We start from the raw sequence: 26,751 nt of genomic DNA, 5'->3' as shown, positions 1-26,751 counted from the left end.
CCATTACACGCATACTTGTGTATAGCCCCGTCTCCGGGGCTTTTTTTTACCCGCGCGCCATGCCCGGCCGCACCAGACGCAGTCCGAAAACGTTGATATAGAGCCCGGCCATGATCAGCGCCGCCCCGGCGAGCTGCAGCCCGCTCAGCGTCTCTCCCAGCAGCAGCGCGGCGCTGGCCATCCCCACCACCGGCACCAGCAGCGACAGCGGCGCCACCCGCCAGGTTTCATACCGCCCCAGCAGCGAGCCCCAGATACCGTAGCCGACAATAGTGGCGATAAACGCCAGGTAAAGCAGCGAGAGAACCGTCAGCACATCGATCTGGCGCAGACTCGCCAGCATCAACTGCGGGCCATCGATCAGCCACGAGGCGAGCATAAACGGCAGCACCGGGATCAATGCGCTCCACACCACCAGCGACATGATCGGCGGCCGGGTCGCCTGGGACATGATTTTTTTGTTAAAAATATTGCCGCAGGCCCAGCTGAGCGCCGCCGCCAGGGTCAGCATAAAGCCCACCAGCGGGACATGTTCCCCTCCGAGGCTCCCCTCCACCAGCACCAGCACGCCGAAGATCGCCAGAGCGATCCCCGCCAGCTGCTTGCCCTGCAGGCGTTCGCCAAAGACGAAGGCGCCGAGGATGATGGTAAAGAAGGCTTGCGCCTGCAGAACCAGCGACGCCAGCCCCGCCGGCATGCCCAGGCCGATAGCGCAGAACAGAAAGGCAAACTGGCCAAAGCTAATGGTCAGGCCATAGCCCAACAGCAGGCGCAACGGAATGGCTGGCCGGGCGACAAACAGCAGCGCTGGAAAGGCCACCAGCATAAAGCGCAGGCCCGCCAGCATCAGCGGCGGCATATTGTGCAATCCCAGCTTAATCACCACGAAGTTAAGCCCCCACACCACCACTACCAGCAGCGCCAGCAGTCCATCTTTCCTCGTCATACCCCTGCCTCTGTCGTTATTAGAATTTTTGTGAACAAAATCAAAGTAGCGAAAAAGCGGCCGCCAGGATAGATCATTATTTTTGGCAGGTTCAGAAGTGCCGATCGCGACCGGGGCGACCTGTACAAGGCGTGATGACCGTGTTATTTGTGATCGAAGACATAAAATTATAACAACATGACAGGCAAGGAAATCATGATCACCACACTCCGGCGCTCCACCATCGCGCTGCTGGCATCGTCGTTACTGTTGACTATCGGCCGCGGGGCCACACTGCCGTTTATGACCATCTACCTCACCCGACGCTATCAGCTGGAGGTGGATGTGATCGGCTACGCCCTGTCGCTGGCCCTGGTGGTCGGCGTGCTGTTCAGCATGGGCTTTGGCATCCTCGCGGACAAGTTCGACAAAAAGCGCTATATGGTGTGGTCAGTGCTGGTATTTATCCTCGGTTTCAGCGCGATACCGCTGGTCCATAACGCGACCCTGGTGGTGATCTTCTTTGCGCTGATCAACTGCGCCTATTCGGTCTTTTCCACCGTACTGAAAGCCTGGTTCGCCGACCGGCTGACGGCGGAGAAAAAAGCGCGCATCTTCTCGCTGAACTACACCATCCTCAACATCGGCTGGACCGTCGGGCCGCCTATCGGCACGCTGCTGGTGATGCACAGCATTAATCTGCCCTTCTGGCTGGCGGCGGCCTGCGCCGCCTTCCCGCTGGTGTTTATTCAGCTATTTCTCCAGCGGGATGGGGCCGCCGCCGCCCAGCCGGGAGCTGCCGCCTGGACGCCTTCGGTGCTGCTGCGCGACCGCGCGCTGCTGTGGTTTACCTGTTCCGGGCTGCTGGCCTCCTTCGTCGGCGGCGCCTTCGCCTCCTGTATCTCGCAGTACGTGCTGGTGGTCGCCAGCAGCGACTTCGCCGAGAAAGTCGTGGCCGTGGTGCTGCCGGTTAACGCCGCGGTGGTCGTCGCCCTGCAGTACGCCGTTGGCCGGCGGCTGAGCGCGAGAAATATCCGCCCGCTGATGACCTTCGGTACCGTCTGCTTTGTGATCGGCCTCGTGGGCTTTATGTTCTCCGGCGCCAGCCTGTGGGCGTGGGGGATCTCGGCGGCGATCTTCACCCTTGGCGAGGTGATTTATGCCCCCGGCGAGTATATGCTGATTGACCATATCGCCCCGCCGGGAATGAAGGCCAGCTACTTCTCCGCTCAGTCGCTGGGATGGCTGGGCGCGGCCTTCAACCCGATGTTCACCGGGTTGATCCTCACCCATCTGCCGCACTGGTCGCTGTTTGTCATTCTTATCGCGGCCATTGTCGCCGCCTGGCTGATGATTTTCCGGGGGATGAATGCCCGTCCCTGGCAGCCGGATTCTCCGCTGGCCAGGGCCTGACGCCAGCTGACATGCGGCTGTCAGGTTGCTGTCGGGCCGTTGTCGGGTCGCTGTCGTGGTGGCTGACGGCCCGCTTTTCCATACTCCATCACAGGTTTACATCCGCAGAACGTCATGGAGCATATGAATATGAACAGCATCAATCAGGTCAAACAATTACGGCTGCAGCGCGCCTGGTCCCAGGAACAGCTGGCCGAAATGGCGGGGCTCAGCGTCCGCACGATCCAGCGCATTGAGAATGGCGAACGCCCGGGGCTGGAGACCCTCAGCGCCCTCGCCGCGGTCTTTGAGGTGACGGTGGCCGAGATCGGCGGCGAAGCCTCGCGGGAGGGCGCGCCGGGTCCGCAAGCTTCGCTGGATCTGCGTATAGAGGAAGCGAAAGCGCGGGTGCAGCAGGAGAGTCGCTTTTTTCGTTCGCTGTCGGTGGCGCTGGTGGTCTGCGTGCTGCTGGCGGTGCTCAACCGGTACACGAACCCGCAGTACTACTGGTCCGGCTGGGTCGCCCTGATCTGGGGCGCTCTGCTGGTGGTGAGAGGATTACGTCTGTTCGTCTTTGGCGAATGGATCAAAAACTGGCGCCAGGCGCGCCTGCAGCGGCTGCTGCGTAAATAGCATGGAAACCGGCGGCGCGCGCCGCCGGCCCGATCAGATAGTCACCAGGGCGCGCACGCCGTCGGTTTCCATATCTCCGCCCTTTCCCTGCTGGACGATGGCGCCGCGCGACATCACCAGGTAGTGGTCCGCCAGCCCGGCGGCAAAGTCATAGAATTGCTCCACCAGCAGAATGGCCATATCCCCGCGGCTCGCCAGCTGACGGATCACCTCGCCAATCTCTTTGATGACCGAGGGCTGGATCCCCTCGGTGGGCTCATCGAGGATCAGCAGCTGCGGACGGCTGGCCAGCGCGCGGCCGATCGCCAGCTGCTGCTGCTGACCGCCGGATAAGTCACCGCCCCGCCGCTGCTTCATGGTCTTGAGCACCGGGAAAAGCTGGTAAATCTCCTCCGGCACCTGCTGCGCCTCGCGGGCGGGAAAGCGCGACAGCCCCATCAGCAGGTTTTCTTCCACCGTCAGGCGAGGAAAAATCTCGCGTCCCTGGGGGACGTAGGCCACCCCGGCCTGCACCCGCTGGTGCGGTTTACGGTGGGTGATGTTCTGATCCTGCCAGCGCACCTCGCCGCTGCGCGCCGGAATAAGCCCCATCAGACATTTCAGCAACGTGGTCTTACCGACGCCGTTGCGCCCCAGCAGGCAGGTGACTTCGCCCTGACGGGCGGTAAAATCCACCCCGCGCAAGATGTGGCTCCCGCCGTAGTACTGATGTAACTGACTCACCTGTAACATTGGCGCTCCTTAACGTCCCAGATAAACTTCAATGACCTGCTCATTGGCCTGCACCTCCCGCAGCGACCCCTCCGCCAGCACCTGGCCCTGATGCAGGACCGTCACCCGGTCGGCGATGGTCTCGACAAACCCCATGTCGTGCTCCACCACCATCAGGGAGTGCTGTCCGGCCAGCGTGCGAAACAGCTCCGCGGTATATTCGGTTTCCGCATCGGTCATGCCGGCCGCTGGCTCATCAAGCAGCAGCAGATGCGGCTCCTGCACCAGCAGCATGCCGATCTCAAGAAACTGTTTCTGGCCATGGGACAGCAGACCCGCCTGACGGTAGCGTTCGCCGTCGAGGCGCAGCAGGCGCAGCACCTCATTCAGCCGATCGTCCTGTTCGCTGCTCAGCCGGGCGCGCAGGCTGGCCCACACCGATTTATCCCCCTTCATCGCCAGGGCGAGATTTTCCGCCACCGTCAGCGCTTCGAAGACCGTCGGCTTTTGAAACTTGCGCCCGATACCCTGGCGGGCGATGGCCACCGGGTCGAGAGTGGTCAGATCCACCGACTGGTCATAGATCGCTTTGCCGCTCTGCGGCCGGGTTTTGCCGGTGATCACGTCCATCAGGGTGGTCTTGCCCGCGCCGTTGGGGCCGATCACGCAGCGCAGCTCGCCGACGCCTATCGCCAGCGACAGATCCGTCAGCGCCCGGAAACCGTCAAAGCTGACGTTAATGTTCTCCAGCTGCAGTACCGGGTCGGTCTGCGCACGGAAGCGATCTCCGGGCAGCTGGCGGGTAAACAGTCCTTCATCCGGTTGCATTAGCGGTCTCCTCGACGCAGCAGCCCCATCACCCCGCGGGGTAAAAACTGGGTCACGATGATGAACATGAGGCCAAGAAACAGCTGCCAGTACTCCGGCATCGCCACGGTGAAAATGCTTTTCGCGCCATTGACCAGCCCGGCGCCAAGCACCGGGCCGATCAGGGTGCCGCGCCCGCCGAGCGCCACCCAGATGGCGGCCTCGATGGAGTTGGTCGGCGACATTTCGCTGGGGTTGATGATCCCCACCTGCGGGACGTATAACGCCCCCGCCAGGCCGCAGAGCACCGCCGACAGCGTCCACACCAGCAGCTTGAAGCCGCGCGGGTCGTACCCGCAGAACATCAGGCGGTTCTCGGCATCCCGCACCGCGGTGAGGATGCGGCCAAACTTACTCTGCGCCAGCGCCGAGCCCAGCCACAGGGTCAGCAACAGCAGCAGGACCGTGGCCATAAACAGCGCCGCCCGGGTGCCGGTGGCGGTGACCGGAAAGCCCAGCAGCGTGGTAAATCCGGTGAAGCCGTTGTTACCGCCAAACCCGGTCTCGTTGCGAAAGAACAGCAGCATACCGGCATAGGTCAAGGCCTGGGTCATGATCGAGAAATAGACCCCTTTGATCTTCGAGCGGAAGGCGAACCAACCGAAAACCAGCGCCAGCAGGCCGGGAACCAGCACCACCAGCGCCATCGCCCAGGCGAAATGCTGCGTGCCCCACCAGAACCAGGGCAGCTCGTCCCAGGAGAGAAAAGACATGAACGCCGGCAGACCGTCCCCCGCCGCCTGGCGCATCAGGTACATGCCCATGGCGTACCCGCCGAGGGCAAAGAAAATCCCGTGGCCAAGGGATAGCATACCCGCGTAGCCCCAGACCAGATCCAGCGCCACCGCCACGATGGCGTAGCAGAGGATTTTACCGCTCAGGGTCAGCAGCCAGCTCGGCACCGCCAGCGGATGGGAGGCCGGCAGCAGCGCCAGGAATGGCATGCTCAGCAGCCCCAGCACTAACAGGACCCCCAGCCAGCGCAGAGGCCGCGGCGCGCGCTGCGCCAGCGTTAAGGTAATGGGTTGGCTCATCAGTCAATCACCCTCCCTTTCAACGCGAACAGGCCCTGCGGGCGTTTCTGAATAAACAGAATAATCATCACCAAGATCAGGATCTTGCCCAGCACCGCGCCCATCTGAGGTTCAAGAATTTTGTTGAAAATGCCCAGCCCAAAGGCTGCCGCCACGCTGCCGGCCAGCTGGCCGACGCCGCCCAGGACCACCACCAGGAACGAGTCGATGATATAGCCCTGACCCAGCTCCGGGCCGACGTTGCCAAGCTGCGACAGCGCCACGCCGCCCAGCCCGGCAATACCGGATCCGAGACCAAAGGCCAGCATATCCACCCGCCCGGTAGGCACGCCGCAGCAGGCGGCCATCGCCCGGTTCTGCGTCACGGCGCGGACGTTCATTCCGAGGCGGGTACGGTTCAGGATGAGCCAGGTGAAGCACAGCACCAGCAGGACGAACGCCAGCACCGCCAGCCGGTTCCACGGCAGGATCAGGTTCGGCAGGACCTGCACGCCGCCGGAGAGCCAGGCGGGGTTCGCCACCTCCACGTTCTGCGCGCCGAACAGCATCCGCACCAGCTGAATAAGCATCAGGCTGATCCCCCAGGTGGCGAGCAGCGTTTCCAGCGGCCGACCATACAGATGACGGATAATGGTGCGCTCGAGCGCCATGCCGATCCCGGCGGTGACCAGGAAGGCCACCGGCAGCGCGACCAGCGGATAAAAGGCCAGCCACTGCGGCGCGAGCTGCGCCAGGACCTGCTGTACCAGCCAGCAGCTGTAGGCGCCGATCATCAGCATCTCGCCATGGGCCATGTTAATCACCCCCAGCAGGCCGTAGGTGATCGCCAGCCCCAGCGCGGCCAGCAGCAGCACCGAGCCCAGCGACAGCCCCATAAAGGCCTGGCCCAGCAGATCGCCGAGCAGCAGACGATGTTTGATCTTTTGCAGGCTGTCGCTGGCCGCCTCGCGCACCGCCGCTTCCGGCTCATGCTGGGCATCGGTAAAGGGGATCAGCAGCGCCTGGGTTTCCGGGTCCGCGGAATGGCCGAGCAGCGTCACCGCGGCCAGCCGCGCGCTGGCCTCAGGCTGAGTCAACTGCAGGCGCGCCAGCGCCACCTCCAGCAGGCCCCGCACATTATCATCGCTTTCCGCCTTCAGCCGCTGCTGCAGCAGGGCGGCCATGGCCGGGGTCGCTTCCCGCTGCAGGGTGCGCGCCGCGGACGCTCGCTCTGTGACGTTGTCACTTAAAATAAGATGGCTGGCCAGCGCGCCGGCAGCCAGATTGCGCAGGCGGTTGGTCAGACGGACCGGCCGGGTGTCGCCCTGCGGCGCGGCGGCGGCGCCCAGCGGTTGTAAGCCGCCCTGTCTGGCGCTGAAGGCATGTTTTCCGTCGTCCATCACCAGGCTTTCGCTGGTTAACGCCCGCAGCAACGGCAGGCGATCCGCCTGCGGCGCCGCCGCCCACTGGGTCAACAGCTGCGCCTGCTGGCTGCGGCTGGCGGCGACGAAATCATCCGCCTCCGCGGCCTGCGCCCGCCATGGCAGCAAGCTCAGCAGCAGCGCCAACACACTCATGAGACGCAATGCGTTCATGTCGTTCTCCTCTGGTCAGCGGCCGACGGGCGCGACGCTCCCGCCCCGTCGGCCCTGGCGCTTACTGGCTGACGGTTTTCACCGGATGGTCAGGTTTCTTATCATTACCGGGGATCCACGGGCTCCACGGCTGCGCGCGGACGGGCTCATCGGTCTGCCAGACCACATTGAACTGGCCGTTGCCTTCGATTTCACCGATCATCACCGGCTTATGCAGATGGTGGTTGGTGGCATCCATCGTCAGGGTAAAACCGGACGGCGCTTTAAAGGTTTGCCCGGCCATGGCGTCGCGCACTTTGTCCACGTCGGTGGTGCCGGCTTTGGTCACCGCCTGCGCCCACATATGCAGACCCACCCAGGTCGCCTCCATCGGGTCGTTGGTCACCACCGTATCGGCATTCGGCAGCTTGTGCGCTTTGGCGTAAGCGCGATAGTCGGCGACAAAGGCTTTATTGGTCGGGTTATCCACCGACTCAAAGTAGTTCCATGCCGCGAGGTTGCCGACCAGCGGTTTGGTATCGATGCCGCGCAGCTCCTCTTCCCCCACCGAGAAGGCCACCACCGGCACGTCGGTCGCTTTCAGACCCTGGTTAGCCAGCTCTTTGTAGAAAGGCACGTTGGAATCGCCGTTGATGGTGGAGACCACCGCCGTTTTGCCGCCGGCGGAGAATTTTTTGATATTGGCGACGATGGTCTGGTAATCGCTATAGCCGAACGGGGTGTAGACTTCTTCGATATCTTTGTCCTGGATCCCTTTGGCATGCAGGAAGGCGCGAAGGATCTTGTTGGTGGTGCGCGGATAGACGTAGTCGGTTCCCAGCAGGAAGAAGCGTTTGGCGCCGCCGCCGTCCTCGCTCAGCAGGTATTCCACCGCTGGGATGGCCTGCTGGTTAGGCGCCGCGCCGGTATAGAAGACGTTGGGGGACATCTCTTCCCCTTCGTACTGTACCGGGTAGAACAGCAGGCCGTTCAACTCCTCAAACACCGGTAGCACCGATTTACGCGAGACCGAGGTCCAGCAGCCGAACACCACCGCCACCTTGTCCTGGGCCAGCAGCTGGCGCGCCTTCTCGGCGAACAGCGGCCAGTTGGAGGCCGGGTCGACCACTACCGGCTCCAGCTTCTTGCCCAGCACCCCGCCTTTGGCGTTGATGTCGTCGATGGCCATCAGGGCGACGTCCTTCAGCGGCGTTTCGGAAATCGCCATCGTCCCGGAGAGCGAATGCATAATCCCGACTTTAATGGTGTCGGCGGCATAGGCCTGGAATGAGAGACCCATAGCCATTACAGAGGCGGAGAGTGCAAAAGCTTTTAATAACGTTCTTCGTTGCATGATTCACTCCTGAGTAGCGCAAAAATAAAGAATTAACAGCTAACCAGAGGTGATAAGGCAAAAACGGTGCCAGGTTGTGAGAACAGCGGGATGCGGCGCAGGCGGAGGGCGGAGGCGAAGGAGATGGCAGCGTTGCCTCATCACGGTGCAACGCTGCGCTAAGAAAGGCATTACCAGACGTCGGCGGCGATGGCGGTCACCAGACGAACTTTTTGCCACTGCTGGTCTTCGCTGAGGGCGTTACCCTCTTCCGTGGAGGCGAAACCGCACTGCGGACTCAGGCAGATCTGCTCAAGCGGAACATACTGCGCCGCCTCGGCGAGACGCGCTTTGACCCCCTGAGGGTTCTCCAGCTCGCCGTTTTTGGTGGTGATCAACCCGAGGACCACCTGCTGATGGCCGGGACGAATAAAGCGCAGCGGCGCGAAATCCCCGGAGCGGTCGTTGTCATATTCGAGGAAGAAGGCATCGACATTGACGCCGCCAAACAGCACCTCGGCCACCGGCTCGTAACCGCCCTCCGAGATCCAGGTTGAGCGGAAATTACCCCGGCAGACGTGGAGGCCCACCGTCAGATCGGCCGGTTTGCCCTCCAGCGCCTGGTTCAGCACCCGGGCATAAATGCGCGCCAGCGCATCCGGATCGTCGCCGCGCTCGCGCACCTGCTGACGCTGGGCATCGGAGCACAGATAGGCCCAGACGGTATCGTCCAGCTGCAGATAGCGACAGCCGGCGTCATAAAAGGCGCGGATCGCGTCGCGCCAGGTGGTGGCCAGGTCGTCGAAGTAGTCGCTGAGATCCGGGTAAACGGTGGCATCAATATCTTTCCGACCGCCGCGGAAGTGCAGCACGCTCGGGCTGGGAATGGTCATCTTCGGCTGCGCGTCGCCGCTGATGCTTTTCAGATAGCGGAAATCCTCCAGCATCGGGTGGTCGCCGAACGCCAGCTTGCCGGTAACGCGCACGCCGTGGGCTTTGGTCTGCACGCCGTTGAACTGGATCCCCTGCTCGGCATCGTAACGCTCAACGCCCTGCAGGCCGTCGAAGAAATCGAAATGCCACCATGCGCGACGAAACTCGCCGTCGGTGACCACGTGCAGGCCGCAGTCGCACTGCTGCTGGACCAGATGACGGATAGCGTTATTCTCAATTTCGCGCAGCTGACCGGCGTCGATAAGCCCCTCCGCCAGCTGCTGACGCGCCTGTTTGATACTGTCCGGACGCAAAAAACTGCCGACGATGTCTGCGCGGAACGGGGCCTGTTGACGTTGCATGCTGTCTCCTTAGCGGTGGGCGCGTTAGTTGCCCACCGTGATAGTTCATTATTTGAATTTTTAGACTTCTGGATGGCTATATGTCCAGATACTGGCATGCAGGTCGACGGGCCGCAAACGAGAATATTTCATGGTACATGAAATATATTCACTTACCGGCGACAAACGCATAACCTTCATCTTCCCAGCCGGTGATCCCGCCGAGCATCATTTTTACCGGCCGTCCCAGTTCGGCCAGCTTCAGCGCGGCAACGTCGGCACCGTTGCAGTGCGGCCCGGCGCAATAGACCACAAACAGGGTCTCCGCCGGCCAGGCCGCCATTCTCTCGGCGCTGATCTGGCTGTGCGGAAGATGCAGCGCGCCGGGCAGGTGACGCCTGGCGAAGGCCTCCTCGCTGCCGACCACGTGCAGCAGGACAAAGTCGACCTCGCCGGCACGCTGCGCGCTGTGCACATCGGCGCAGTCGGTCTCGAGATGCAGCTTATGGCGGAACCAGCGGATAGCCTCGGCGGAGGTGGCGGGGGTAAATTGGCTTACTACACTCATGGCGTCTTCTCCTTGTCTGTGATAACACTACTTTACTGACGCCCATCACCCTTATCTGCCGGCAACCATGACAGAAAACGCTAACATCCTGACAACCCCTTCGGTGACACTGTCACCTCACCGCGTGGTAGCCCTCGCCTACGATGGCCTGTGCACGTTTGAGTTTGGCGTGGCCGTGGAGATCTTCGGCCTGCCGCGCCCGGAAATGGGCGAGCGCTGGTACCAGTTCGCCGTCGCCGCCGTCGATGAAGGGCCTCTGAGAGCCACCGGCGGGTTCCGCCTGATGACCGACGGCGGCCCTGAGCTTCTCGCCCAGGCGCAGACCATCGTGGTCCCGGGCTGGCGCGGCATCGACGCCCCGGTCCCCGAAGCGCTGTGCGCCGCCCTGGCCGCCGCTCACGCCCGCGGATGCCGAATAATCTCCATCTGTTCCGGAGTGTTCGTTCTCGCCGCCGCCGGGCTGCTCAATGGCCGCCAGGCGACAACCCACTGGCGCTACACCGCGGCGCTGCAGTCCCGTTTTCCGCAGATCCAGGTGGTGGAGGATGTCCTTTACGTGGGCGATGATTTGCTGATGACGTCCGCCGGCAGCGCGGCGGGGATCGACCTCTGTCTGCATCTGGTGCGCGAGGATTTCGGCAGCGAGGCAGCGAATGTGGTCGCTCGCCGCCTGGTGGTCTCTCCCCATCGCGATGGCGGTCAGGCGCAGCAGGTCCTGCGTCCGGTAGCCCGCAGCCGGGAGAGTCTGCGCCTTGGCCAGCTGTTTGATTATCTGCACCAGCATCTCGCCGCCAGCCACACCGTCGCCTCCCTCGCGCAGCGCGCCGGCATGGGGACGCGCACCTTTTTGCGCCGCTTTGAAGAGGCCACTGGTAAAACCCCCGCCCGCTGGCTGCTGGAGGAGCGTCTGCTGCGCGCCCGTCAGCACCTGACGGAGAGCACGATGGGCATCGACCAGATCGCTGAGCGCTGCGGATTTGCCAGCGCTGGCACCCTGCGCCACCATTTTCGCCTGCGCTTCGCGCTAAGCCCGCTGCAGTACCGTAAACAGTTTGCTACTTCTCCGATTGCAAAATCCTCGCAGCCACGGACAATAGACGGCCACAGTAAACCGGTCGCCAGGATGGTCGATGATGAAGAAAGAGTGTCGGGTAGTGATCTATAAAGAGGGCCTGCTGGGCAGCCTGTTTTTTGGCGAAGCCAAAGCCGACCCTGACAAAATGAGCCAGTTTCTCAGCAGCTATACCCGCGAGGGCTGGGAGGTAAAAACCATGTCGGTGGAGCGCCGCCGTACCGCCCTGTTCTGGTCGCGGGAAGCGTATCTGTTTGTGCTTGAAAGGCCCCTCTGACGGAGCCTGCGCCTGGTTTGCAGCTCAAGCCAGGCGTTGCCCGGCATCCGCGCTCAGGGCTGGCGGATATAGCCCTGCTCGTGCATTTTGCGCATGCCCTCCTCGCCAGCGCAGACCATCCCGGTGGTCAGCATGGCAAAACCAAAACGCTGATAGAACGCGATTTTATCGGCCACCGCATAGATAAAAATTTTGCCAAAGGGCAGCAGCTGCTCCCGGACCGCCAGCATCAGCTGTTGTCCGTAACCCTGCCCCTGTCGGTCGGGGACGATCGCCACATCCGACAAGTAGCTGCTCCAGGTGCAGTCGCTGATGGCGCGCGCCACGGCAATCAGCTGACCGTTCTCATAGCCAAACCAGCAGAAGGTGCTCTGGCGAAACGCCTGCTCCAGCTGCTGAACATCACGTTCATTCAGCCCGGCCTCGGCGACGATGGCCCGCACCCGCCGCCAGTCTACCCGCGCAATCGCCTCTTTGCCCTCAATCACCATCATGACCTTGTCTCCCGCCGTGTTCGGCATCTATCCCGGAAGAAAGATGTAGCATGCCACCGCCGTGGATGCCAGGCGAAAAATCCAACGAAAGAACGCGGAAAACGGGAGTGAGGCAAAAAAAAACCGCCATGTGACTGGCGGTAAATCAATGCTTGCATGGATAGATTGTATTTTGCATTTTTCGCAGGCAGAGGCTCCTGACCTCTCTACGTTTGATCCCGAGGTTAGCATGGTCAACCTCAATAAATCCTCAACGGCCTGCGGCTAAAGCTTTTCCACCAACGCTTTCAGCTGCGCCAGGGTCTGCTGCCGGTCCTCCGCGGCGGCGAGCGGCCACGCCGACTGGCGCACGATGAGCCGGGTCGGCAGCAGCTCGCGGATCCGCATCTGCGGGGCCGCCATCAGAGCAATCAGCCGCTCCACGGCCCGTTTGCCCAGCAGATCAAAGTCCTGCGCCACCGTGGTGAGCGGCGGCTGAAAGTAGAGACTGTCAGCGGTGTCGTCATAGCCGGTCACCGACACCGCCTGGCTGCCGCTGCGATTGAGCTGGGCCAGCGCGCTGAGTACCCCGAGCGCCATCTGATCGTTGGCCACCACAATGGCGCTGATCCGCGGCTGGAGGTGCAGCAGTTCGAAGGTTTTCTGCCAGCCGCTGGCGGCGCTCCAGTCACCGAACACCGTGGTTGAACGGGCAATGTTCAGGCTGTGCAGCGCCTCGCGCCAGCTGGCGAGACGCAGACGGGCGGAAACCGAACTTTCCGGCCCCGCCAGCAGGCCGAATTCGCGATGCCCGAGCTCCCACAGATGGCGCACGCAGGCTCCGCAGCCGTCGCGATGGTCGAAGCGCACGCAGCAGACATCGGCCTCCGGGGAGACGTCAAGAAACAGGCAGGCCATATCCGGGTTCTCTTTAACCAGCCGCTCGGCGGTGGCGCTCTCCAGCGGCAGGCTGACGATCACCCCGCGAATATGCTGGGCGCGCAGTTCGTCCAGCCGGGCCTGCAGCGCGGCGAAGTCGGCCTGCGCTGGCATCGCAATCGCCACCTCCAGCTGGTGCAGGCTGGCATGGCTCTTTACCGCGGCGGCGATCTGCGAGGGGGCATGCAGGGTCAGCGAGGCGGTAATCAGCCCAATGGAGGGCGCCGCTTTGCCGGCGAGCAGCTGCGCCGAGCGGTTAGGCACGTAGTGCAGCGTCTGCATTGCGCGGATCACCTGCTCGCGGGTGCGGGCTGACACCACTTCCGGACGGTTCAGAACCCGGGAGACCGTCTGTTGGGAGACGCCCGCCGCGCGGGCGACATCCTCCAGGGTTGCGGTACGACGCGGCATAGTTTCTCCTCATCGACAAAATGTCGTGCGCTAACATTTTATGTTTAACGCACGACAAAAAACAGCGTATTACCCCCGCTTTCGTGATCGTCTGTTAATTTCATTTCCGCCGTCGTTGCTGGAAAAAACAAATTACCCGATAACGTTCTTCATCCTGTTTAGCGATCGACATTTTCTGACTTACCGGGGATTACTATGCCAATAAGCGATACCAGTCGCCGCCACGCGCCTGACTTCCACGCCGTCCTCGCCCGCGAAGACTGGCAGAACCAGACCATTACCCATCTCAACCGCCTGCCGGCCCATCCCGCGTTCGCCAGCTGGCGCGATGAGCTTGCCGCCCGCGATAATCATCCTTCGCCCCATCGTCGTCAGCTGGACGGCGAGTGGCAATTTGCTTACGCCCGCAGCCCGTTTGCCGTCGATGCGCAGTGGCTGACGCAGGACCTGCCGGGCAGCCGCGGCACGCCGGTGCCCTCCAACTGGCAGATGGAGGGCTATGACGCGCCGATCTACACCAACGTCCGCTACCCCATCGACACCACCCCGCCGCGGGTGCCGGAGGATAACCCAACCGGCTGTTACTCCCTGCACGTTGCGATCGATGACGCCTGGCGCGCGGACGGGCAGACGCAGATTATTTTCGACGGCGTTAACTCGGCCTTTCATCTCTGGTGCAACGGCGCCTGGGTCGGTTATTCCCAGGACAGCCGCCTGCCGGCGGCGTTCGATCTCAGCCCTTTTCTGCGTCCGGGCGACAACCGCCTGTGCGTGATGGTCATGCGCTGGAGCGCCGGCAGCTGGCTGGAAGACCAGGATATGTGGCGGATGAGCGGTATTTTCCGCTCGGTGTGGCTGCTGAATAAGCCGCACCAGCGGCTGAGCGACGTCCAGCTGACGCCGACCCTTGACGCCCTCTGCCGCGACGGCACTCTGCAGGTCCAGGCGACCGTCGAGGCGACAGAAGCGGCGCTTGCCGGGCTCAGCGTCGGGGTTAGCCTGTGGCGCGGCGAGCAGCCTGTCGTTGCCCACCGTCAGCTGTTAGGCACCCCGACGGTGGATGAGCGCGGCCGTTACGCCGAACGGGTCGATTTCTCCCTGGCGGTGGCGGCGCCGGCGCACTGGAGCGCGGAAACCCCGGATTGCTACCGGGCGGTGGTCACCCTGTGGCGCGGCGAGGCATTGCTGGAGGCAGAGGCGTGGGATATCGGTTTTCGCCGCATCGAGATCGCCGACGGCCTGCTGCGCCTTAACGGCAAACCGCTGCTGATCCGCGGCGTTAACCGCCATGAACACCACCATTTACGCGGTCAGGTGGTCAGCGAGGCGGATATGGTGCAGGACATTCTGTTGATGAAGCAGAACAACTTTAACGCCGTCCGCTGCTCGCACTACCCCAACGCCCCGCGCTGGTATGAGCTGTGCAACCGCTACGGTCTGTACGTGGTCGATGAAGCCAATATTGAAACCCACGGCATGGTGCCGATGAATCGGCTGTCCGACGATCCGGCGTGGCTGCCAGCCTTCAGCGCCCGCGTCACCCGGATGGTACAGAGCAACCGCAACCATCCGTGCATTATCATCTGGTCGCTGGGCAACGAATCCGGCGGCGGCGGCAACCACGAAGCGCTGTACCACTGGCTGAAGCGTAACGACCCGACCCGTCCGGTGCAGTACGAGGGCGGCGGCGCGGATACCACCGCCACCGATATTATCTGTCCGATGTACGCCCGCGTCGAACGCGACCAGCCGATCCCGGCGGTACCGAAGTGGGGGATCAAAAAATGGATCAGCCTGCCCGGCGAGCAGCGGCCGCTGATCCTCTGCGAGTACGCCCACGCGATGGGCAACAGCCTCGGCAACTTCGCCGATTACTGGCAGGCCTTCCGCGAGTATCCGCGGCTGCAGGGCGGGTTTATCTGGGACTGGGCCGACCAGGCGATCCGCAAAATCTTTGACGACGGCAGCGTCGGCTGGGCCTACGGCGGCGACTTTGGCGATAAGCCGAACGATCGCCAGTTTTGTATGAACGGCCTGGTGTTCCCCGATCGCACGCCGCATCCGTCGCTGGTCGAGGCGAAGCACGCCCAGCAGTATTTCCAGTTCGCCCTGCTGTCAACCTCGCCGCTGCGGGTGCGCATCGCCAGCGAATACCTGTTCCGCCAGACCAATAACGAAGCGCTGCGCTGGCAGGTGCAGGCAGCTGGTGAAACCCTGTACCACGGCAACCTGACGCTGGCGCTCCCGCCTGAGGGCAGCGACGAGATAACGCTGCTCGACAGTCTGATCCTGCCGCCAGGCGCCCGCGCCGTGTGGCTGACGCTGGAGGTGGTCCAGCCCCAGGCGACAGCCTGGTCCCCGGCGGATCATCGCGTCGCCTGGCAGCAATATCCCCTGCCGGCGCCGCTGGCGCTGCCTGCGCCCACGGTGCCAGCCGGCGCCCCGGATCTTATCGTCAGCGATGAGGCTTGGCAGATCCGCGCCGGCACGCAGTGCTGGACCGTCGATCGCCGGACCGGTTTGCTGAGTGGCTGGTCGGTTGGCGGTCAGGAGCAGCTGCTGACCCCCCTGCGGGATCAGTTTATCCGTGCGCCGCTCGACAACGACATCGGGGTCAGCGAAGTGGAGCGCATCGACCCCAACGCCTGGGTGGAGCGCTGGAAAAGCGCCGGCCTGTTCGACCTTGAGGCGCGCTGCGTGCAGTGCGACGCCCAGCGTCTGGCGAATGAGACCCTTGTCGACAGCCGCTGGCACTACCTGCGCGGCGACGAGGTGGTGATTGTCAGCCACTGGCGCCTGCGCTTTACCGCGGACGGAACGGTACGGCTGGCGGTGGACGGCGAGCGCGCGGAAACGCTGCCGCCGCTGCCGCGGGTCGGGCTGCACTTCCAGGTGGCGGATCAGCAGGCGCCGGTGAGCTGGCTGGGGCTGGGGCCGCATGAGAACTACCCCGACCGGCGGAGCAGCGCCTGCTTCGCCCGCTGGGAGCAGCCGCTGGCGGCGATGACCACCCCCTACATCTTCCCGACGGAAAACGGCCTGCGCTGTGATACTCAGGCGCTGGACTGGGGACGCTGGCACGTCAGCGGTCATTTCCACTTCTCCGTTCAGCCGTGGAGCACCCGTCAGCTGATGGAGACCGACCACTGGCACAAGATGCAGGCCGAAGACGGCGTGTGGATCACCCTTGACGGCCTGCATATGGGGGTGGGAGGCGATGACTCCTGGACCCCAAGCGTGCTTCCGCAGTGGCTCCTGACCCAAACGCGCTGGCAGTACGAGGTCTCATTGCGTTGCCTTTAATCCGTGGGGGCGGCAGCCCCCACCCTACAAACAGAATAACAAGGGATCATGGTGATGAAATTCTCTGAACTGGCGCCGCGAGAACGGCATAATTTTGTCTATTTCCTGCTGTTCTTTTTCTTTTACTATTTCATTATGTCGGCCTATTTCCCGTTTTTCCCGGTGTGGCTGGCGGACGTTAACCATTTAACCAAAACGGAAACCGGGATCGTCTTCTCCTCCATCTCGTTGTTCGCGATTATTTTTCAGCCGGTATTTGGTTTAATGTCGGATAAGCTCGGCCTGCGCAAACATCTGCTGTGGACTATTACGGTGCTGTTAATTCTGTTCGCGCCGTTCTTTATTTTCGTTTTCTCCCCGCTGCTGCAGATGAATATTATCGCCGGTTCGCTGGTGGGCGGGATCTACCTGGGGATTGTTTTCTCCAGCGGCTCCGGGGCGGTGGAAGCCTATATCGAGCGCGTCAGCCGGGCAAACCGCTTTGAATATGGCAAAGTGCGGGTCGCTGGCTGCGTCGGCTGGGCGCTGTGCGCCTCGATAACCGGCGTGCTGTTCGGCATCGACCCCAATATTACCTTCTGGATCGCCTCCGGCTTTGCGCTGGTGCTGGGTCTTCTGCTCTGGCTGTCGCGTCCGGAAAGCAGCAACAGCGCCCAGGTTATCGAGGCGCTCGGGGCCAATCGCCAGGCCTTTTCGCTGCGCACGGCGGCAGAGCTGCTGCGTATGCCGCGCTTCTGGGGCTTTATCGTCTATGTGGTGGGGGTCGCCAGCGTCTACGACGTGTTTGACCAGCAATTTGCTAACTTTTTCAAAAGCTTCTTCGCCAGTCCGCAGCGCGGTACCGAAGTGTTTGGCTTCGTCACCACCGGTGGCGAGCTGCTCAATGCCGTGATCATGTTCTGCGCCCCGGCCATCGTTAACCGTATCGGGGCCAAAAACGCCCTGCTGACCGCGGGGATGATCATGTCGGTGCGTATTCTCGGGTCGTCTTTTGCCTCATCGGCGGTGGAAGTGGTGATCCTCAAGATGCTGCATATGTTTGAGATCCCCTTCCTGCTGGTCGGGACCTTTAAATATATCTCCTCCGCCTTTAACCCGCGACTCTCAGCCACCCTGTTTCTGATCGGCTTTAACCTGTCAAAACAGCTCTCAGGGGTGGTACTTTCCGCCTGGGTGGGCCGGATGTACGACACCGTCGGCTTCCATCAGGCCTATCTGATCCTCGGCTGCATCACCCTGAGCTTTACCCTGCTCTCGTTCATCACCTTACGCGGCGGCAAAAGCCTGCTGCCGACAGCGGAGACGCAGACCCCCGCCTGACCGGGCGCGCCCGTCAGGGATGACGGGGTTCACTCCACAATGCGCGTCTCTCCGCCGCTATTCTCCAGCGCATAGCGCTGGCAGGCAGCCCCGGCGGCGATAAGATCCGCCAGCTCTGCCGAGTGGCTGGTCAGCCAGATCTGGCTGTAGCGGGAGGCCTCGACGATCAGCCTGGCCAGCGCCGGGAGCATGTCGCGATGCAGGCTGTTCTCCGGTTCATTGATCGCCAGAAAGGCCGGCGGGCGCGGGCTGAGCAGCGCGACGGCGAGGCAGAGAAAACGCAGCGTGCCGTCGGACATCTCCGCCGCCAGCAGCGGGCGGCGGATCCCCTCCCGGCGCATTTTCAGCGCGAAACGCGAGTGCTCGTTTTCACAGTAAAACTGGCAGCCGGGAAAGGCGTCGGCGAGGATCTCGTGCAAAATCTCCTCCGCGCCGATCTCGACAATGGTCTGAAAGGCGGCCGCCAGATTATGGCCGTCGCTGTCGAGCACCGGCGAACGGTAGCCGACGGCCGGCTGGCGCAGCGGTGAGTGGCGGCCGATAGCGAATTCATGGTAAAACCGCCAGCGGCGCAGGGTCTCGCGCACCCGCGAGACCTCAGGAAAACGGTGCGGCTCGCCAAGCTGACCGAACACCGACTCGTTTTCATAAATACTCTCGGTGAAGGTGCTTTTCTCCCCGGCGACATCGACGAGGAACGCCGCCTGATTCTTACGCTGCAGTACGCGGGAGGAAGGCCGACGGGAATAGCCCGCCAGCCAGATGTTCTCTTCTTTAACGATGGGATCGAGCATGAACTGCGTCGGATAGGGCAATTTTTCCGGGAAACCAACCTGCAGTTCATAATCAAAGCTCTCCGTCCGACAGGCGATTTGCAGCCGGCGGGGATGGCGATCGAGGGGGGAACGATCTCCGGACCACATCATATTTTCAAGGCCCCCCTCTTTGCTGATAAATCCCGACAGCCTGCCGTCGGCAGCCGCGGTCAACAGATGGATAGCGTTGTAAATATTGGATTTGCCGCAGCCGTTAGGGCCGAAGACAATGTTCAGCGGCCCCAGCTCCAGCGCGATATCCCTGACTGAGCGAAAGTTTTGAATACGGATGTACTGAATCATGATGCGTCCTGGCCCGGAGAGAGAAGGCTGCCACAGTAGCAAAGCCGCGGCAGGGATACTATCGCCCCCTCTCTTCGACCGGGTTTAACAGAACATTTTTTTCATTCCGCGGGTCAGCGCCACCCGCGTCAGCTTGTCGCTATCCTGATGGGCGTCACTGAAAACGCCAAAGAAATAGCGTTCATCGTCAATGGTTTGACTCACGATACGATAGCTGAGCGGCTGGCCGGACGGCGCACCGTATTGCGCAGGGGTCACTGAGACCTCGGTCGCATCGTCGGCGACGCTGACCAGCAGTCCATCCGCCTTACCGCCCACCAGCATGACCTTAATTATCGGGTGCACCAGTTCCTCCCGGGATGGCATAGATCATTGGCAAACCGCGCAGCGCGGCGGGCGTATCGTCAGCAAACAGCGGCGCCAGCCAGAGTGCGGTCTTAAGTACTTTCTTATAGTTCATTGCGGCCTTGAGTCAAAAAATAGCGTGCTTAGGCTGAGCTAAATATTGATTATTCGAAATAAAAGATGACAAATGATGAAGGAAAAAAGAGGAATTGTGAATCAGCAAAACGCCAGGTTATTCTATTTTATCACTCCTCTACTCGCCTTTAATGGCCCTGATTCAAGGAAGTATTGCGGTTATGCGTTATGTTCGCCTGTGCCTTATCTCCCTGATTGCCGCCCTGCCACTGGCGGTATTCGCCAGCCCTCCGCCGCTTGAGCAAATTACACGCAGCGAAAGTCAGCTGGCGGGCCGCGTGGGCTATGTTGAAATGGATCTGGCGAGCGGCCGCACGCTGGCCGCCTGGCGCGCCAGTGAGCGCTTTCCGCTGATGAGCACCTTTAAAGCGCTGCTCTGCGGCGCGGTGCTGGCCCGGGTGGATGCCGGAGACGAACAGCTGGATCGGCGGATCCGCTACCGCCAGCAGGATCTGGTGGACTACTCCCCGGTCAGCGAAAAACACCTTGCCGACGGGATGACCGTTGGCGAACTCTGCGCCGCCGCCATCACCATGAGCGACAACAGCGCCGGCAATCTGCTGTTGAAGAGCGTTGGCGGCCCCGCGGGATTGACCGCTTTTCTGCGCCAGATCGGTGACAACGTCACCCGCCTTGACCGCTGGGAAACGGAGCTCAATGAAGCGCTTCCCGGCGACGTGCGCGACACCACCACCCCAGCCAGCATGGCCGCCACCCTGCGCAAGCTGCTAACCAGCCACGCGCTGAGCGACCGTTCGCAGCAGCAGCTGCTGCAGTGGATGGTGGACGACCAGGTGGCCGGTCCGCTGATCCGCGCCGTGCTGCCGGCGGGCTGGTTTATCGCCGATAAAACCGGGGCCGGCGAGCGGGGCTCACGCGGCATTGTCGCCCTGCTCGGCCCGAACGGCAAAGCGGAGCGCATCGTGGTGATCTATCTGCGGGATACGCCGGCGACCATGGCCGAGCGTAACCAGCAGATCGCCAAAATAGGCGCGGCGCTGATCGAGCACTGGCAGCGCTAGCCCGGCGAAGGCCGCGCGCCTTACCCGGCGCGCAGCACCTCGCAAGCGTGCCGGGCGATATGTGTGGCGGCAGCATCGGAGAGATGCCGGTCGGTAATGATGGTGGTAAAGCGGGTCAAGGGTAACGCCATAAACGTGGCCACCTGATTGTATTTCGAACTGTCGCACAGCAGGATGCTTCTGGCGCTGACCTGGCTGACGGTCTCCTTGACGGTGACCTTGTTCTCATCAGGGGTGAAAATCCCGCGGCTGTCCCAGCCGCTGGCGGAGATAAAGGCCGTATCGATAGCCAGGTGGCGCAAGGTCCGCGCCGCCGACTCGCCGACGCAGGAGCGGTTCTCCCGGCACAGGGTGCCGCCGGTGTGGATCACGCCGCACTGGCTGGCATCGATCAGCAGTTGGGTTATCTCAAAATCGTTGGTGACCACCTGCAGGTCGTCCCGGTCGAGGATCGCCCGCGCCAGCGCCAGGGTGGTGGTGCCGGCATCGAGATAGATGCAGCTGTTTTTGGCGATGTGACTGGCCGCCAGCGCGCCGATGGCCTGTTTCTCTTCACTCTGTAGAGTGCTTTTCACCAGATGACTGGGCTCTGCGGCCAGCCGGCTGACGGCGCGCACGCCGCCCGAGACGCTGACCAGCAGCCCCTGTTCTTCCAGCTTACTGACGTCGCGACGGATAGTCATATGGGACACGCCGAGGATCTCCGTCAGCTCATTAATGCTCACCGCCCCACGCTGCTCCACCAGGGCTAAAATACGCTGATGACGTTCTATTGGAATCACCGCTCTCCCCTTACCATTTTTTCACACCAGAGCTTACCACTCACGCCGGGAACCTGAAGATCCCCTGTGCTGTTATCGCTGCTTGACCGCTGTTTTTACGCTATTTTAGGGCAAGAATCGCCGTCGCGCAGCCACTTTCCGTCTGTGAATTTTTTATATTCATGTGGGCTATTCGTGATAACTCTCACATAAATTCACATGGCAACGCTTTATTCTATCATTAAATCACATTAATTAACGAATATTCACAAGGAGACCGGCATGACTGCACACACTAACGTCTGCGTGATTGGACTGGGTTCGATGGGCATGGGCGCCGCCCGCGCCTGCCTGCAGGCGGGCCTGAACACCTGGGGGGTGGACATCAATCCCGACAACTGCCGCGCGCTGCTGGAGGCGGGCGCCAAAGGCGCAGGCCCCAGCGCGGTGCCTTTCGCCGCTGAGCTGGATGCGGTCGTGCTGCTGGTGGTCAATGCCGCCCAGGTTCGGGGGATCCTGTTCGGCGAGAGCGGCCTCGCCGGCCATCTGAAGCCGGGTACCGCAGTGATGGTGTCGTCAACCATCGCCTCCGCCGATGCCCAGGCGATTGCCGCGGCGCTGGCGGAATATCAGCTATTGATGCTCGACGCACCGGTATCGGGCGGCGCGGTGAAAGCGGCCGCCGGCGACATGACGGTGATGGCCTCCGGGAGCGATGCCGTCTTCGCCCGCCTCGCGCCAGTGCTGGACGCGGTGGCCGGCAAAGTCTATCGCATCGGGAGCGACATTGGCCTCGGTTCGACGGTAAAAATCATCCATCAGCTGCTGGCCGGGGTGCATATCGCCGTCGCCGCCGAAGCGATGGCCCTCGCCGCCCGCGCCGGCATCCCGCTGGAGACGATGTACGACGTGGTGACCCACGCGGCGGGTAATTCGTGGATGTTTGAGAATCGTATGCAGCACGTCCTGGATGGCGATTACTCGCCAAAATCCGCCGTCGATATTTTTGTCAAAGATCTCGGCCTGGTGAATGACACCGCCCGGGCGCTGACCTTCCCGCTGCCGCTCGCCACCACCGCGCTGAATATGTTCACCTCCGCCAGCAACGCCGGATTCGGCCGGGAAGATGACAGCGCGGTGATCAAGATCTTCAACGGCATTACGCTGCCGGGCCATAAACAGTGAGGAGAGACAAGATGCAGCTTGGTGTCATCGCCGATGACTTTACCGGCGCCACGGATATCGCCAGCTTCCTCGTGCGCAACGGCATGCCGACGGTGCAGCTAAACGGCGTACCGCCCCACGAACTGCCGCTAACCAGCGAAGCGGTGGTGATCAGCCTGAAAACGCGCTCCTGCCCGGTGGAAACCGCCGTCAGCCAGTCGCTGGCGGCCCTGCGCTGGCTGCAGGCACGGGGCTGTCAGCAATTTTATTTTAAGTATTGTTCCACTTTCGACAGCACCGCGCAGGGCAACATTGGCCCGGTACTGGATGCACTACTGGCAGAGCTGGGCGAGACCCGGACGGTGATTTCCCCGGCGCTGCCGGTAAACGGCCGCACGGTCTATCAGGGGTATCTGTTTGTCGGCCAGCAGTTACTCAATGAGTCCGGGATGCGCCACCATCCGGTGACGCCGATGGAGGATGCCCACCTGGGCCGCTTAATCGAGCGCCAGGGCGGCGGAAAAGCGGCACTGATCGCCTGGCCGATTATCGATCAGGGGCCGGAGGCGGTCGCTGCCGCGCTGGCGGCAATCAGCGACCCGGCGGTGCGCTATGTGGTGCTCGACGCCCTCAGTGAACAGCATTTGCTGACCCAGGGGGCGGCGCTGCGGGAGATGAAGCTGGTCTCCGGCGGCTCTGGTCTCGCCATCGGCCTCGCCCGCGACTGGGCGCAGCGCCACGGAACCCAGGGTGAAGGAGCCCAGGCGGGCATGCCGCTGCCCGGCCCGGCGGTAGTGCTCTCGGGCTCCTGTTCGCTGATGACCAACAGCCAGGTGGCGGCCTATCGTGAACAGGCTCCCGCCCGCGCCGTCGACTTAAGCGCCTGCTTTACCGATCTGGAGGGCTATGCCGGGACGCTGGCGGCCTGGGTGGACGCAAACCGCGATTCGCCGCTGGCGCCGATGGTCTATGCCACGACTGAGCCGCAAACGCTGCAGCGGATCCAGGCGCAGTATGGCGACAAGGCCAGCAGCGAACGGGTGGAACAGCTGTTCGCCGCCCTCGCCGCCGCGCTGAAGGAGAAAGGATTCACCCGGTTTATTGTGGCCGGAGGGGAAACGTCGAGCATCGTGGCGCAGACGCTGGGGGTCGAGGCGTTCCATATCGGGCCGACGATCTCCCCTGGGGTTCCCTGGGTGCGTGACACCCGCCAGCCGCTCTCCCTGGCGCTGAAGTCAGGTAATTTCGGCGATATCCAGTTCTTTGCCCGTGCCCAGCAGGAGTTTTGTCATGACTGAGCAACAGCTGCGAGATGAGATGGTGCAGATTGGCGCCTCGTTGTTTAACCGCGGTTATGCCACCGGCTCCGCCGGCAATCTGTCGCTCCTGCTGCCGGACGGCAACCTGCTGGCGACGCCGACCGGCTCCTGCCTGGGCGAGCTGCAGGCCCAGCGGTTGTCGGTGGTCACCCTGCAAGGCGAATGGATCGCCGGCGACAAACCGTCGAAAGAGATCGCTTTTCACCGGGCGGTCTATTTGCATAACCCGGCCTGCAAGGCGATCGTCCACTTGCATAGCCACTATCTGACCGCGCTCTCCTGCCTGCAGGGGCTCGATCCGCAGAATTGTATTCGCCCCTTTACTCCCTACGTGGTGATGCGGGTCGGCGACGTCCCGGTGGTTCCCTACTACCGACCGGGCGACGACCGCATTGCCGAGGCGCTGGCCGGCCTGGCGCCGCGCCATAACGCCTTTTTACTGGCCAACCATGGTCCGGTGGTCACCGGCTCATCGCTGCGCGAAGCCACCAATAATACCGAAGAGCTGGAAGAGACCGCGCGGCTGATGTTTACCCTCGGCAATTGCGAGATCCGTTACCTGACCGCTGACGAAGTGGATGAACTGAGATAAAACCATGCCAAAATTCGCTGCAAATTTATCCATGCTGTTTACCGAACTGCCGTTCCTGGACCGCTTTGCCGCCGCCGCCCGCGCCGGTTTCGAAGCCGTGGAGTTTCTGTTCCCCTATGAGTATGCCGCCGGGGAAATTAAACAGCGCCTGCAGGAAAACCAGCTGCAGCTGGTGCTGTTCAATACCCCGCCCGGCGACGTTAACGCCGGGGAATGGGGCCTCGCCGCCCTACCGGGCAGGAGCGCCGAGGCCCGGCGTGATATCGAGCTGGCGCTGGAGTACGCCTGCCAGCTCGATTGTCCGCAGGTGCATATTATGGCCGGCGTGGTGCAGCCGGAAATGGATCGCGCGGCCTGCGAGGCGGAGCTTTTCGATAACCTGCGCTACGCCGCCGAGCGCTTTGCCCGCCACGGCAAGCGGGCGCTTATTGAAGCCCTGAATCCGCAGACCAAACCGGGCTATTTCTATCACAGTCAATATCAGACGCTGGAGATAGCGCAGCGGGTCGACCGGCCAAACATCGCCGTGCAGTTAGATCTGTTTCATGCGCAGAAAGTGGACGGCAATTTAAGCCACCTTATTACCGAGTATGCCGGTCAGTACCGTCATATTCAGATAGCCTCCCTGCCCGACCGCCATGAACCGGACGAGGGCGAGATTAATTATTCATGGATCTATGCGTTGCTGGATAACGTCGGCTATGACGGTTGGATCGGCTGCGAATATATCCCCAGGGCGGATACCCTTTCCGGACTGGAATGGTTCTCGCCCTACCGGAAAAAATAAAGCGCGGTTCTAAAAATATAACTCTCTGTACACCTGTTAATACCCGAGGCAAAACTATGTCGACATCGGCGCTGTTACTTATTGCGTTAGCCAGCGTAGTGCTGTTGCTCCTGTTGGTGATCAAAGCGAAAGCGCATCCTTTTGTGGCGCTCCTGATCGTCAGCCTGCTGGTGGCGTTCGCCACCGGCATTCCGGCGGATAAAATCATTACCACCATTGAAAAAGGCATGGGCGGCCTGCTCGGCCACATCGCCAGCATAATTATTTTGGGATCAATGCTGGGGGTGCTAATTGAAATATCCGGCGGCGCCGAATCGCTGGCGAAAACGCTGACCGGCGTGCTGGGTTCTAAACGGACTATTGCCGCCTTAACCATCGTGGCTTTTATTCTCGGCACGCCAGTCTTCTTTGAAGTCGGCTTTATTATCATCATTCCGTTAATTTACGGCTTCAGTAAAGTCGCCCATCTGTCGCCGCTGAAATTTGGCCTGCCGATGGCCGGAGTGATGTTAACCGTCCATGTGGCGTTGCCAACCCACCCTGGCGCGGCGGCGGCGGCAGGTATTCTGCATAGCGATGTCGGCTGGTTGATGCTGGCGGGAATTGGAGTGTCGATCGTCGTGGGTATCGTGGGCTATTTTGTCGCCCGGTCTATCAATCAGCGCCATTATCATCTGTCGATTAACGTGCTGGAACAGCAGCAAACGGCCGAGGTGCCCGACCTCTCCGTCAACGCCCAGCAGACCCGACTGGCGCCGCCGAATGCGCTGGTTATCGGCGGGCTGATCGTGGTGCCCATCGTGCTGATTGTTTCCGGAACGCTGTGCCAGGCCCTGCTGCTGCCGGATAACGCGATTCGCCAGCTGATGACCGTCATTGGCACCCCGCCCGTCGCCCTGCTGATCTCCCTGGGGCTGGCCAGCTGGACGCTGGGCATCCGGCGGGGGATGAACCTGAAAAAGTTGGGAGAAGTCACCGGCAGCGCGATCCCCTCCTCGGCGGACGTGATCCTCGTCGCCGGCGCCGGCGGCGCCTTTGGCGGGGTGCTGGTCGCCTCCGGCATCGGCAATGCCTTAGCCGAGGCGCTGGAGACGATTCATCTGCCGCTGATGCCCGCCGCTTTCCTGCTGTCGCTGGTGCTTCGGGCCTCGCAGGGCTCGGCCACCGTGGCGATCCTTACCACCTCCGGCCTGCTGTCACAGGCGGTTGTCGGGCTGGAGCCGCTGCAGCTGGTGCTGGTGACGCTGGCGACCTGTTTCGGCTCGCTCGGGTTATCGCACGTTAACGACGCCGGGTTCTGGGTGGTCACGCGCTATCTCGGGCTCTCGGTGCCGGACGGGCTCAAAACCTGGACCGTACTGACCACCATCATGGGGGTGACGGGCTTCCTGATCACCTGGCTGCTGTGGTTTGTACTGTAATA

26 protein-coding genes are annotated in these 26,751 nt (G+C 62.1%); 12 read left to right on the top strand and 14 right to left on the bottom strand.

Annotated elements, in window-relative coordinates:
- Positions 1 to 46: 46 nt before the first annotated feature.
- Positions 47 to 946: an O-acetylserine/cysteine exporter gene (gene eamA / locus MKR05_RS03535; RefSeq protein WP_023289620.1), complete on the bottom strand. Its 900-nt coding sequence runs from the start codon at positions 944 to 946 to the stop codon at positions 47 to 49.
- A 195-nt stretch (positions 947 to 1,141) separates the two neighbouring features.
- On the opposite strand from eamA, the gene ydeE reads away from it, so the two are divergent.
- Together ydeE and MKR05_RS03525 are read left to right on the top strand one after the other, a co-directional pair.
- The gene (gene ydeE / locus MKR05_RS03530) at positions 1,142 to 2,338 is read left to right on the top strand and encodes an efflux MFS transporter YdeE (protein ID WP_023289619.1); all 1,197 of its coding nucleotides are present in this window, start codon (positions 1,142 to 1,144) and stop codon (positions 2,336 to 2,338) included.
- 129 nt (positions 2,339 to 2,467) lie between these two features.
- Positions 2,468 to 2,950, top strand: a complete 483-nt coding sequence (locus MKR05_RS03525) for a helix-turn-helix domain-containing protein (protein ID WP_023289618.1) — start codon at positions 2,468 to 2,470, stop codon at positions 2,948 to 2,950.
- Positions 2,951 to 2,983: 33 nt separating this feature from the next.
- Here MKR05_RS03525 and urtE read toward each other — a convergent pair whose 3' ends face one another.
- The 7 genes from urtE to MKR05_RS03490 all read right to left on the bottom strand — a co-directional run bounded on the left by urtE (position 2,984) and on the right by MKR05_RS03490 (position 10,290).
- Complete coding sequence (urtE, locus tag MKR05_RS03520; protein ID WP_023289617.1) at positions 2,984 to 3,682, bottom strand: urea ABC transporter ATP-binding subunit UrtE; 699 nt, start codon at positions 3,680 to 3,682, stop codon at positions 2,984 to 2,986.
- Between the two features lie 9 nt (positions 3,683 to 3,691).
- On the bottom strand, positions 3,692 to 4,489 hold the full coding sequence (gene urtD, locus MKR05_RS03515) for an urea ABC transporter ATP-binding protein UrtD (RefSeq protein ID WP_023289616.1): 798 nt from the start codon (positions 4,487 to 4,489) through the stop codon (positions 3,692 to 3,694).
- The gene (gene urtC, locus MKR05_RS03510; RefSeq protein ID WP_112201575.1) at positions 4,489 to 5,562 is read right to left on the bottom strand and encodes an urea ABC transporter permease subunit UrtC; all 1,074 of its coding nucleotides are present in this window, start codon (positions 5,560 to 5,562) and stop codon (positions 4,489 to 4,491) included. Before urtC ends, urtD begins: the two co-directional genes overlap by 1 nt.
- A complete protein-coding gene (gene urtB / locus MKR05_RS03505; protein ID WP_048297471.1) occupies positions 5,562 to 7,136 on the bottom strand; it encodes an urea ABC transporter permease subunit UrtB in 1,575 nt (524 codons plus the stop codon). Before urtB ends, urtC begins: the two co-directional genes overlap by 1 nt.
- 61 nt (positions 7,137 to 7,197) lie before the next feature.
- Complete coding sequence (gene urtA / locus MKR05_RS03500) at positions 7,198 to 8,469, bottom strand: urea ABC transporter substrate-binding protein (RefSeq protein WP_004205981.1); 1,272 nt, start codon at positions 8,467 to 8,469, stop codon at positions 7,198 to 7,200.
- Positions 8,470 to 8,639: 170 nt separating this feature from the next.
- The gene (locus MKR05_RS03495) at positions 8,640 to 9,743 is read right to left on the bottom strand and encodes a cobalamin-independent methionine synthase II family protein (protein ID WP_004205982.1); all 1,104 of its coding nucleotides are present in this window, start codon (positions 9,741 to 9,743) and stop codon (positions 8,640 to 8,642) included.
- Positions 9,744 to 9,891: 148 nt separating this feature from the next.
- Positions 9,892 to 10,290: a rhodanese-like domain-containing protein gene (locus MKR05_RS03490; RefSeq protein WP_023289613.1), complete on the bottom strand. Its 399-nt coding sequence runs from the start codon at positions 10,288 to 10,290 to the stop codon at positions 9,892 to 9,894.
- Positions 10,291 to 10,357: 67 nt separating this feature from the next.
- Here MKR05_RS03490 and ftrA point away from each other — a divergent pair, with 67 nt between their 5' ends.
- Positions 10,358 to 11,455: a transcriptional regulator FtrA gene (ftrA, locus tag MKR05_RS03485; RefSeq protein ID WP_130952611.1), complete on the top strand. Its 1,098-nt coding sequence runs from the start codon at positions 10,358 to 10,360 to the stop codon at positions 11,453 to 11,455.
- Positions 11,424 to 11,639, top strand: coding sequence for a DUF4177 domain-containing protein (locus MKR05_RS03480; protein WP_004205985.1), 216 nt, complete (start codon positions 11,424 to 11,426; stop codon positions 11,637 to 11,639). Before ftrA ends, MKR05_RS03480 begins: the two co-directional genes overlap by 32 nt.
- Positions 11,640 to 11,692: 53 nt before the next feature.
- On the opposite strand, the gene MKR05_RS03475 is transcribed toward MKR05_RS03480, so the two are convergent.
- The gene (locus tag MKR05_RS03475) at positions 11,693 to 12,133 is read right to left on the bottom strand and encodes a GNAT family N-acetyltransferase (RefSeq protein WP_131096243.1); all 441 of its coding nucleotides are present in this window, start codon (positions 12,131 to 12,133) and stop codon (positions 11,693 to 11,695) included.
- Positions 12,134 to 12,397: 264 nt separating this feature from the next.
- On the bottom strand, positions 12,398 to 13,462 hold the full coding sequence (locus MKR05_RS03470; protein ID WP_065806123.1) for a LacI family DNA-binding transcriptional regulator: 1,065 nt from the start codon (positions 13,460 to 13,462) through the stop codon (positions 12,398 to 12,400).
- Positions 13,463 to 13,657: 195 nt separating this feature from the next.
- On the opposite strand from MKR05_RS03470, the gene MKR05_RS03465 reads away from it, so the two are divergent.
- Positions 13,658 to 16,765, top strand: coding sequence for a beta-galactosidase (locus MKR05_RS03465; protein ID WP_130952609.1), 3,108 nt, complete (start codon positions 13,658 to 13,660; stop codon positions 16,763 to 16,765).
- Positions 16,766 to 16,819: 54 nt separating this feature from the next.
- Positions 16,820 to 18,085, top strand: coding sequence for an MFS transporter (locus MKR05_RS03460; RefSeq protein ID WP_048334863.1), 1,266 nt, complete (start codon positions 16,820 to 16,822; stop codon positions 18,083 to 18,085).
- Positions 18,086 to 18,114: 29 nt separating this feature from the next.
- Here the strand turns inward: MKR05_RS03460 and MKR05_RS03455 are convergent, their stop codons facing one another.
- The 3 genes from MKR05_RS03455 to MKR05_RS03445 form a co-directional block, all read right to left on the bottom strand.
- Positions 18,115 to 19,203: an AAA family ATPase gene (locus MKR05_RS03455; protein ID WP_238875589.1), complete on the bottom strand. Its 1,089-nt coding sequence runs from the start codon at positions 19,201 to 19,203 to the stop codon at positions 18,115 to 18,117.
- 84 nt (positions 19,204 to 19,287) lie between these two features.
- Entirely contained in the window at positions 19,288 to 19,548 is a 261-nt protein-coding gene (locus MKR05_RS03450) for a hypothetical protein (RefSeq protein ID WP_004205993.1), read from the bottom strand.
- On the bottom strand, positions 19,532 to 19,663 hold the full coding sequence (locus tag MKR05_RS03445; RefSeq protein ID WP_023289606.1) for a hypothetical protein: 132 nt from the start codon (positions 19,661 to 19,663) through the stop codon (positions 19,532 to 19,534). The genes MKR05_RS03450 and MKR05_RS03445 overlap by 17 nt, the downstream gene beginning before the upstream one ends.
- A 181-nt stretch (positions 19,664 to 19,844) precedes the next feature.
- Here MKR05_RS03445 and MKR05_RS03440 point away from each other — a divergent pair, with 181 nt between their 5' ends.
- On the top strand, positions 19,845 to 20,705 hold the full coding sequence (locus MKR05_RS03440) for a broad-spectrum class A beta-lactamase OKP-A-9 (protein ID WP_063860907.1): 861 nt from the start codon (positions 19,845 to 19,847) through the stop codon (positions 20,703 to 20,705).
- A 20-nt stretch (positions 20,706 to 20,725) separates the two neighbouring features.
- Here the strand turns inward: MKR05_RS03440 and MKR05_RS03435 are convergent, their stop codons facing one another.
- Complete coding sequence (locus tag MKR05_RS03435; RefSeq protein WP_023289604.1) at positions 20,726 to 21,487, bottom strand: DeoR/GlpR family DNA-binding transcription regulator; 762 nt, start codon at positions 21,485 to 21,487, stop codon at positions 20,726 to 20,728.
- Positions 21,488 to 21,748: 261 nt separating this feature from the next.
- Between MKR05_RS03435 and ltnD the strand changes: the two genes are divergently transcribed.
- Genes ltnD through MKR05_RS03410 form a run of 5 tightly spaced genes read left to right on the top strand, consistent with a single transcriptional unit; the run spans position 21,749 to position 26,749 of the window.
- Positions 21,749 to 22,651, top strand: a complete 903-nt coding sequence (gene ltnD, locus MKR05_RS03430; RefSeq protein ID WP_032452756.1) for an L-threonate dehydrogenase — start codon at positions 21,749 to 21,751, stop codon at positions 22,649 to 22,651.
- An 11-nt stretch (positions 22,652 to 22,662) separates the two neighbouring features.
- Positions 22,663 to 23,928 carry a 3-oxo-tetronate kinase gene (otnK, locus tag MKR05_RS03425; RefSeq protein ID WP_112201584.1) on the top strand — a complete coding sequence of 422 codons (1,266 nt, stop codon included), beginning with the start codon at positions 22,663 to 22,665 and terminating at the stop codon, positions 23,926 to 23,928.
- On the top strand, positions 23,921 to 24,541 hold the full coding sequence (locus tag MKR05_RS03420) for an aldolase (RefSeq protein ID WP_238875588.1): 621 nt from the start codon (positions 23,921 to 23,923) through the stop codon (positions 24,539 to 24,541). The genes otnK and MKR05_RS03420 overlap by 8 nt, the downstream gene beginning before the upstream one ends.
- A gap of 4 nt (positions 24,542 to 24,545) precedes the next feature.
- A complete protein-coding gene (locus MKR05_RS03415; RefSeq protein WP_112201585.1) occupies positions 24,546 to 25,328 on the top strand; it encodes an HPr family phosphocarrier protein in 783 nt (260 codons plus the stop codon).
- Positions 25,329 to 25,384: 56 nt separating this feature from the next.
- On the top strand, positions 25,385 to 26,749 hold the full coding sequence (locus MKR05_RS03410) for a GntP family transporter (protein WP_023289599.1): 1,365 nt from the start codon (positions 25,385 to 25,387) through the stop codon (positions 26,747 to 26,749).
- The last annotated feature ends 2 nt before the right edge of the window (positions 26,750 to 26,751 follow it).

The sequence above is a fragment of the Klebsiella sp. K5-204 genome, assembly GCF_030128585.1.
GTDB classification, from domain to species: Bacteria; Pseudomonadota; Gammaproteobacteria; order Enterobacterales; family Enterobacteriaceae; genus Klebsiella; species Klebsiella quasipneumoniae.
Note: the sequence above shows the minus strand (reverse complement) of the source record. Positions and strands in the feature narration are given on the sequence as shown.

Bases quoted from the DNA above. Each gene is read 5' to 3' on its own strand.
- eamA (WP_023289620.1), bottom strand. From the start codon at position 946: ATGACGAGGAAAGATGGACTGCTGGCGCTGCTGGTAGTGGTGGTGTGG.
- ydeE (WP_023289619.1), top strand. From the start codon at position 1,142: ATGATCACCACACTCCGGCGCTCCACCATCGCGCTGCTGGCATCGTCG.
- MKR05_RS03525 (WP_023289618.1), top strand. From the start codon at position 2,468: ATGAACAGCATCAATCAGGTCAAACAATTACGGCTGCAGCGCGCCTGG.
- urtE (WP_023289617.1), bottom strand. From the start codon at position 3,682: ATGTTACAGGTGAGTCAGTTACATCAGTACTACGGCGGGAGCCACATC.
- urtD (WP_023289616.1), bottom strand. From the start codon at position 4,489: ATGCAACCGGATGAAGGACTGTTTACCCGCCAGCTGCCCGGAGATCGC.
- urtC (WP_112201575.1), bottom strand. From the start codon at position 5,562: ATGAGCCAACCCATTACCTTAACGCTGGCGCAGCGCGCGCCGCGGCCT.
- urtB (WP_048297471.1), bottom strand. From the start codon at position 7,136: ATGAACGCATTGCGTCTCATGAGTGTGTTGGCGCTGCTGCTGAGCTTG.
- urtA (WP_004205981.1), bottom strand. From the start codon at position 8,469: ATGCAACGAAGAACGTTATTAAAAGCTTTTGCACTCTCCGCCTCTGTA.
- MKR05_RS03495 (WP_004205982.1), bottom strand. From the start codon at position 9,743: ATGCAACGTCAACAGGCCCCGTTCCGCGCAGACATCGTCGGCAGTTTT.
- MKR05_RS03490 (WP_023289613.1), bottom strand. From the start codon at position 10,290: ATGAGTGTAGTAAGCCAATTTACCCCCGCCACCTCCGCCGAGGCTATC.
- ftrA (WP_130952611.1), top strand. From the start codon at position 10,358: ATGACAGAAAACGCTAACATCCTGACAACCCCTTCGGTGACACTGTCA.
- MKR05_RS03480 (WP_004205985.1), top strand. From the start codon at position 11,424: ATGAAGAAAGAGTGTCGGGTAGTGATCTATAAAGAGGGCCTGCTGGGC.
- MKR05_RS03475 (WP_131096243.1), bottom strand. From the start codon at position 12,133: ATGATGGTGATTGAGGGCAAAGAGGCGATTGCGCGGGTAGACTGGCGG.
- MKR05_RS03470 (WP_065806123.1), bottom strand. From the start codon at position 13,462: ATGCCGCGTCGTACCGCAACCCTGGAGGATGTCGCCCGCGCGGCGGGC.
- MKR05_RS03465 (WP_130952609.1), top strand. From the start codon at position 13,658: ATGCCAATAAGCGATACCAGTCGCCGCCACGCGCCTGACTTCCACGCC.
- MKR05_RS03460 (WP_048334863.1), top strand. From the start codon at position 16,820: ATGAAATTCTCTGAACTGGCGCCGCGAGAACGGCATAATTTTGTCTAT.
- MKR05_RS03455 (WP_238875589.1), bottom strand. From the start codon at position 19,203: ATGATTCAGTACATCCGTATTCAAAACTTTCGCTCAGTCAGGGATATC.
- MKR05_RS03445 (WP_023289606.1), bottom strand. From the start codon at position 19,663: ATGAACTATAAGAAAGTACTTAAGACCGCACTCTGGCTGGCGCCGCTG.
- MKR05_RS03440 (WP_063860907.1), top strand. From the start codon at position 19,845: ATGCGTTATGTTCGCCTGTGCCTTATCTCCCTGATTGCCGCCCTGCCA.
- ltnD (WP_032452756.1), top strand. From the start codon at position 21,749: ATGACTGCACACACTAACGTCTGCGTGATTGGACTGGGTTCGATGGGC.
- otnK (WP_112201584.1), top strand. From the start codon at position 22,663: ATGCAGCTTGGTGTCATCGCCGATGACTTTACCGGCGCCACGGATATC.
- MKR05_RS03420 (WP_238875588.1), top strand. From the start codon at position 23,921: ATGACTGAGCAACAGCTGCGAGATGAGATGGTGCAGATTGGCGCCTCG.
- MKR05_RS03415 (WP_112201585.1), top strand. From the start codon at position 24,546: ATGCCAAAATTCGCTGCAAATTTATCCATGCTGTTTACCGAACTGCCG.
- MKR05_RS03410 (WP_023289599.1), top strand. From the start codon at position 25,385: ATGTCGACATCGGCGCTGTTACTTATTGCGTTAGCCAGCGTAGTGCTG.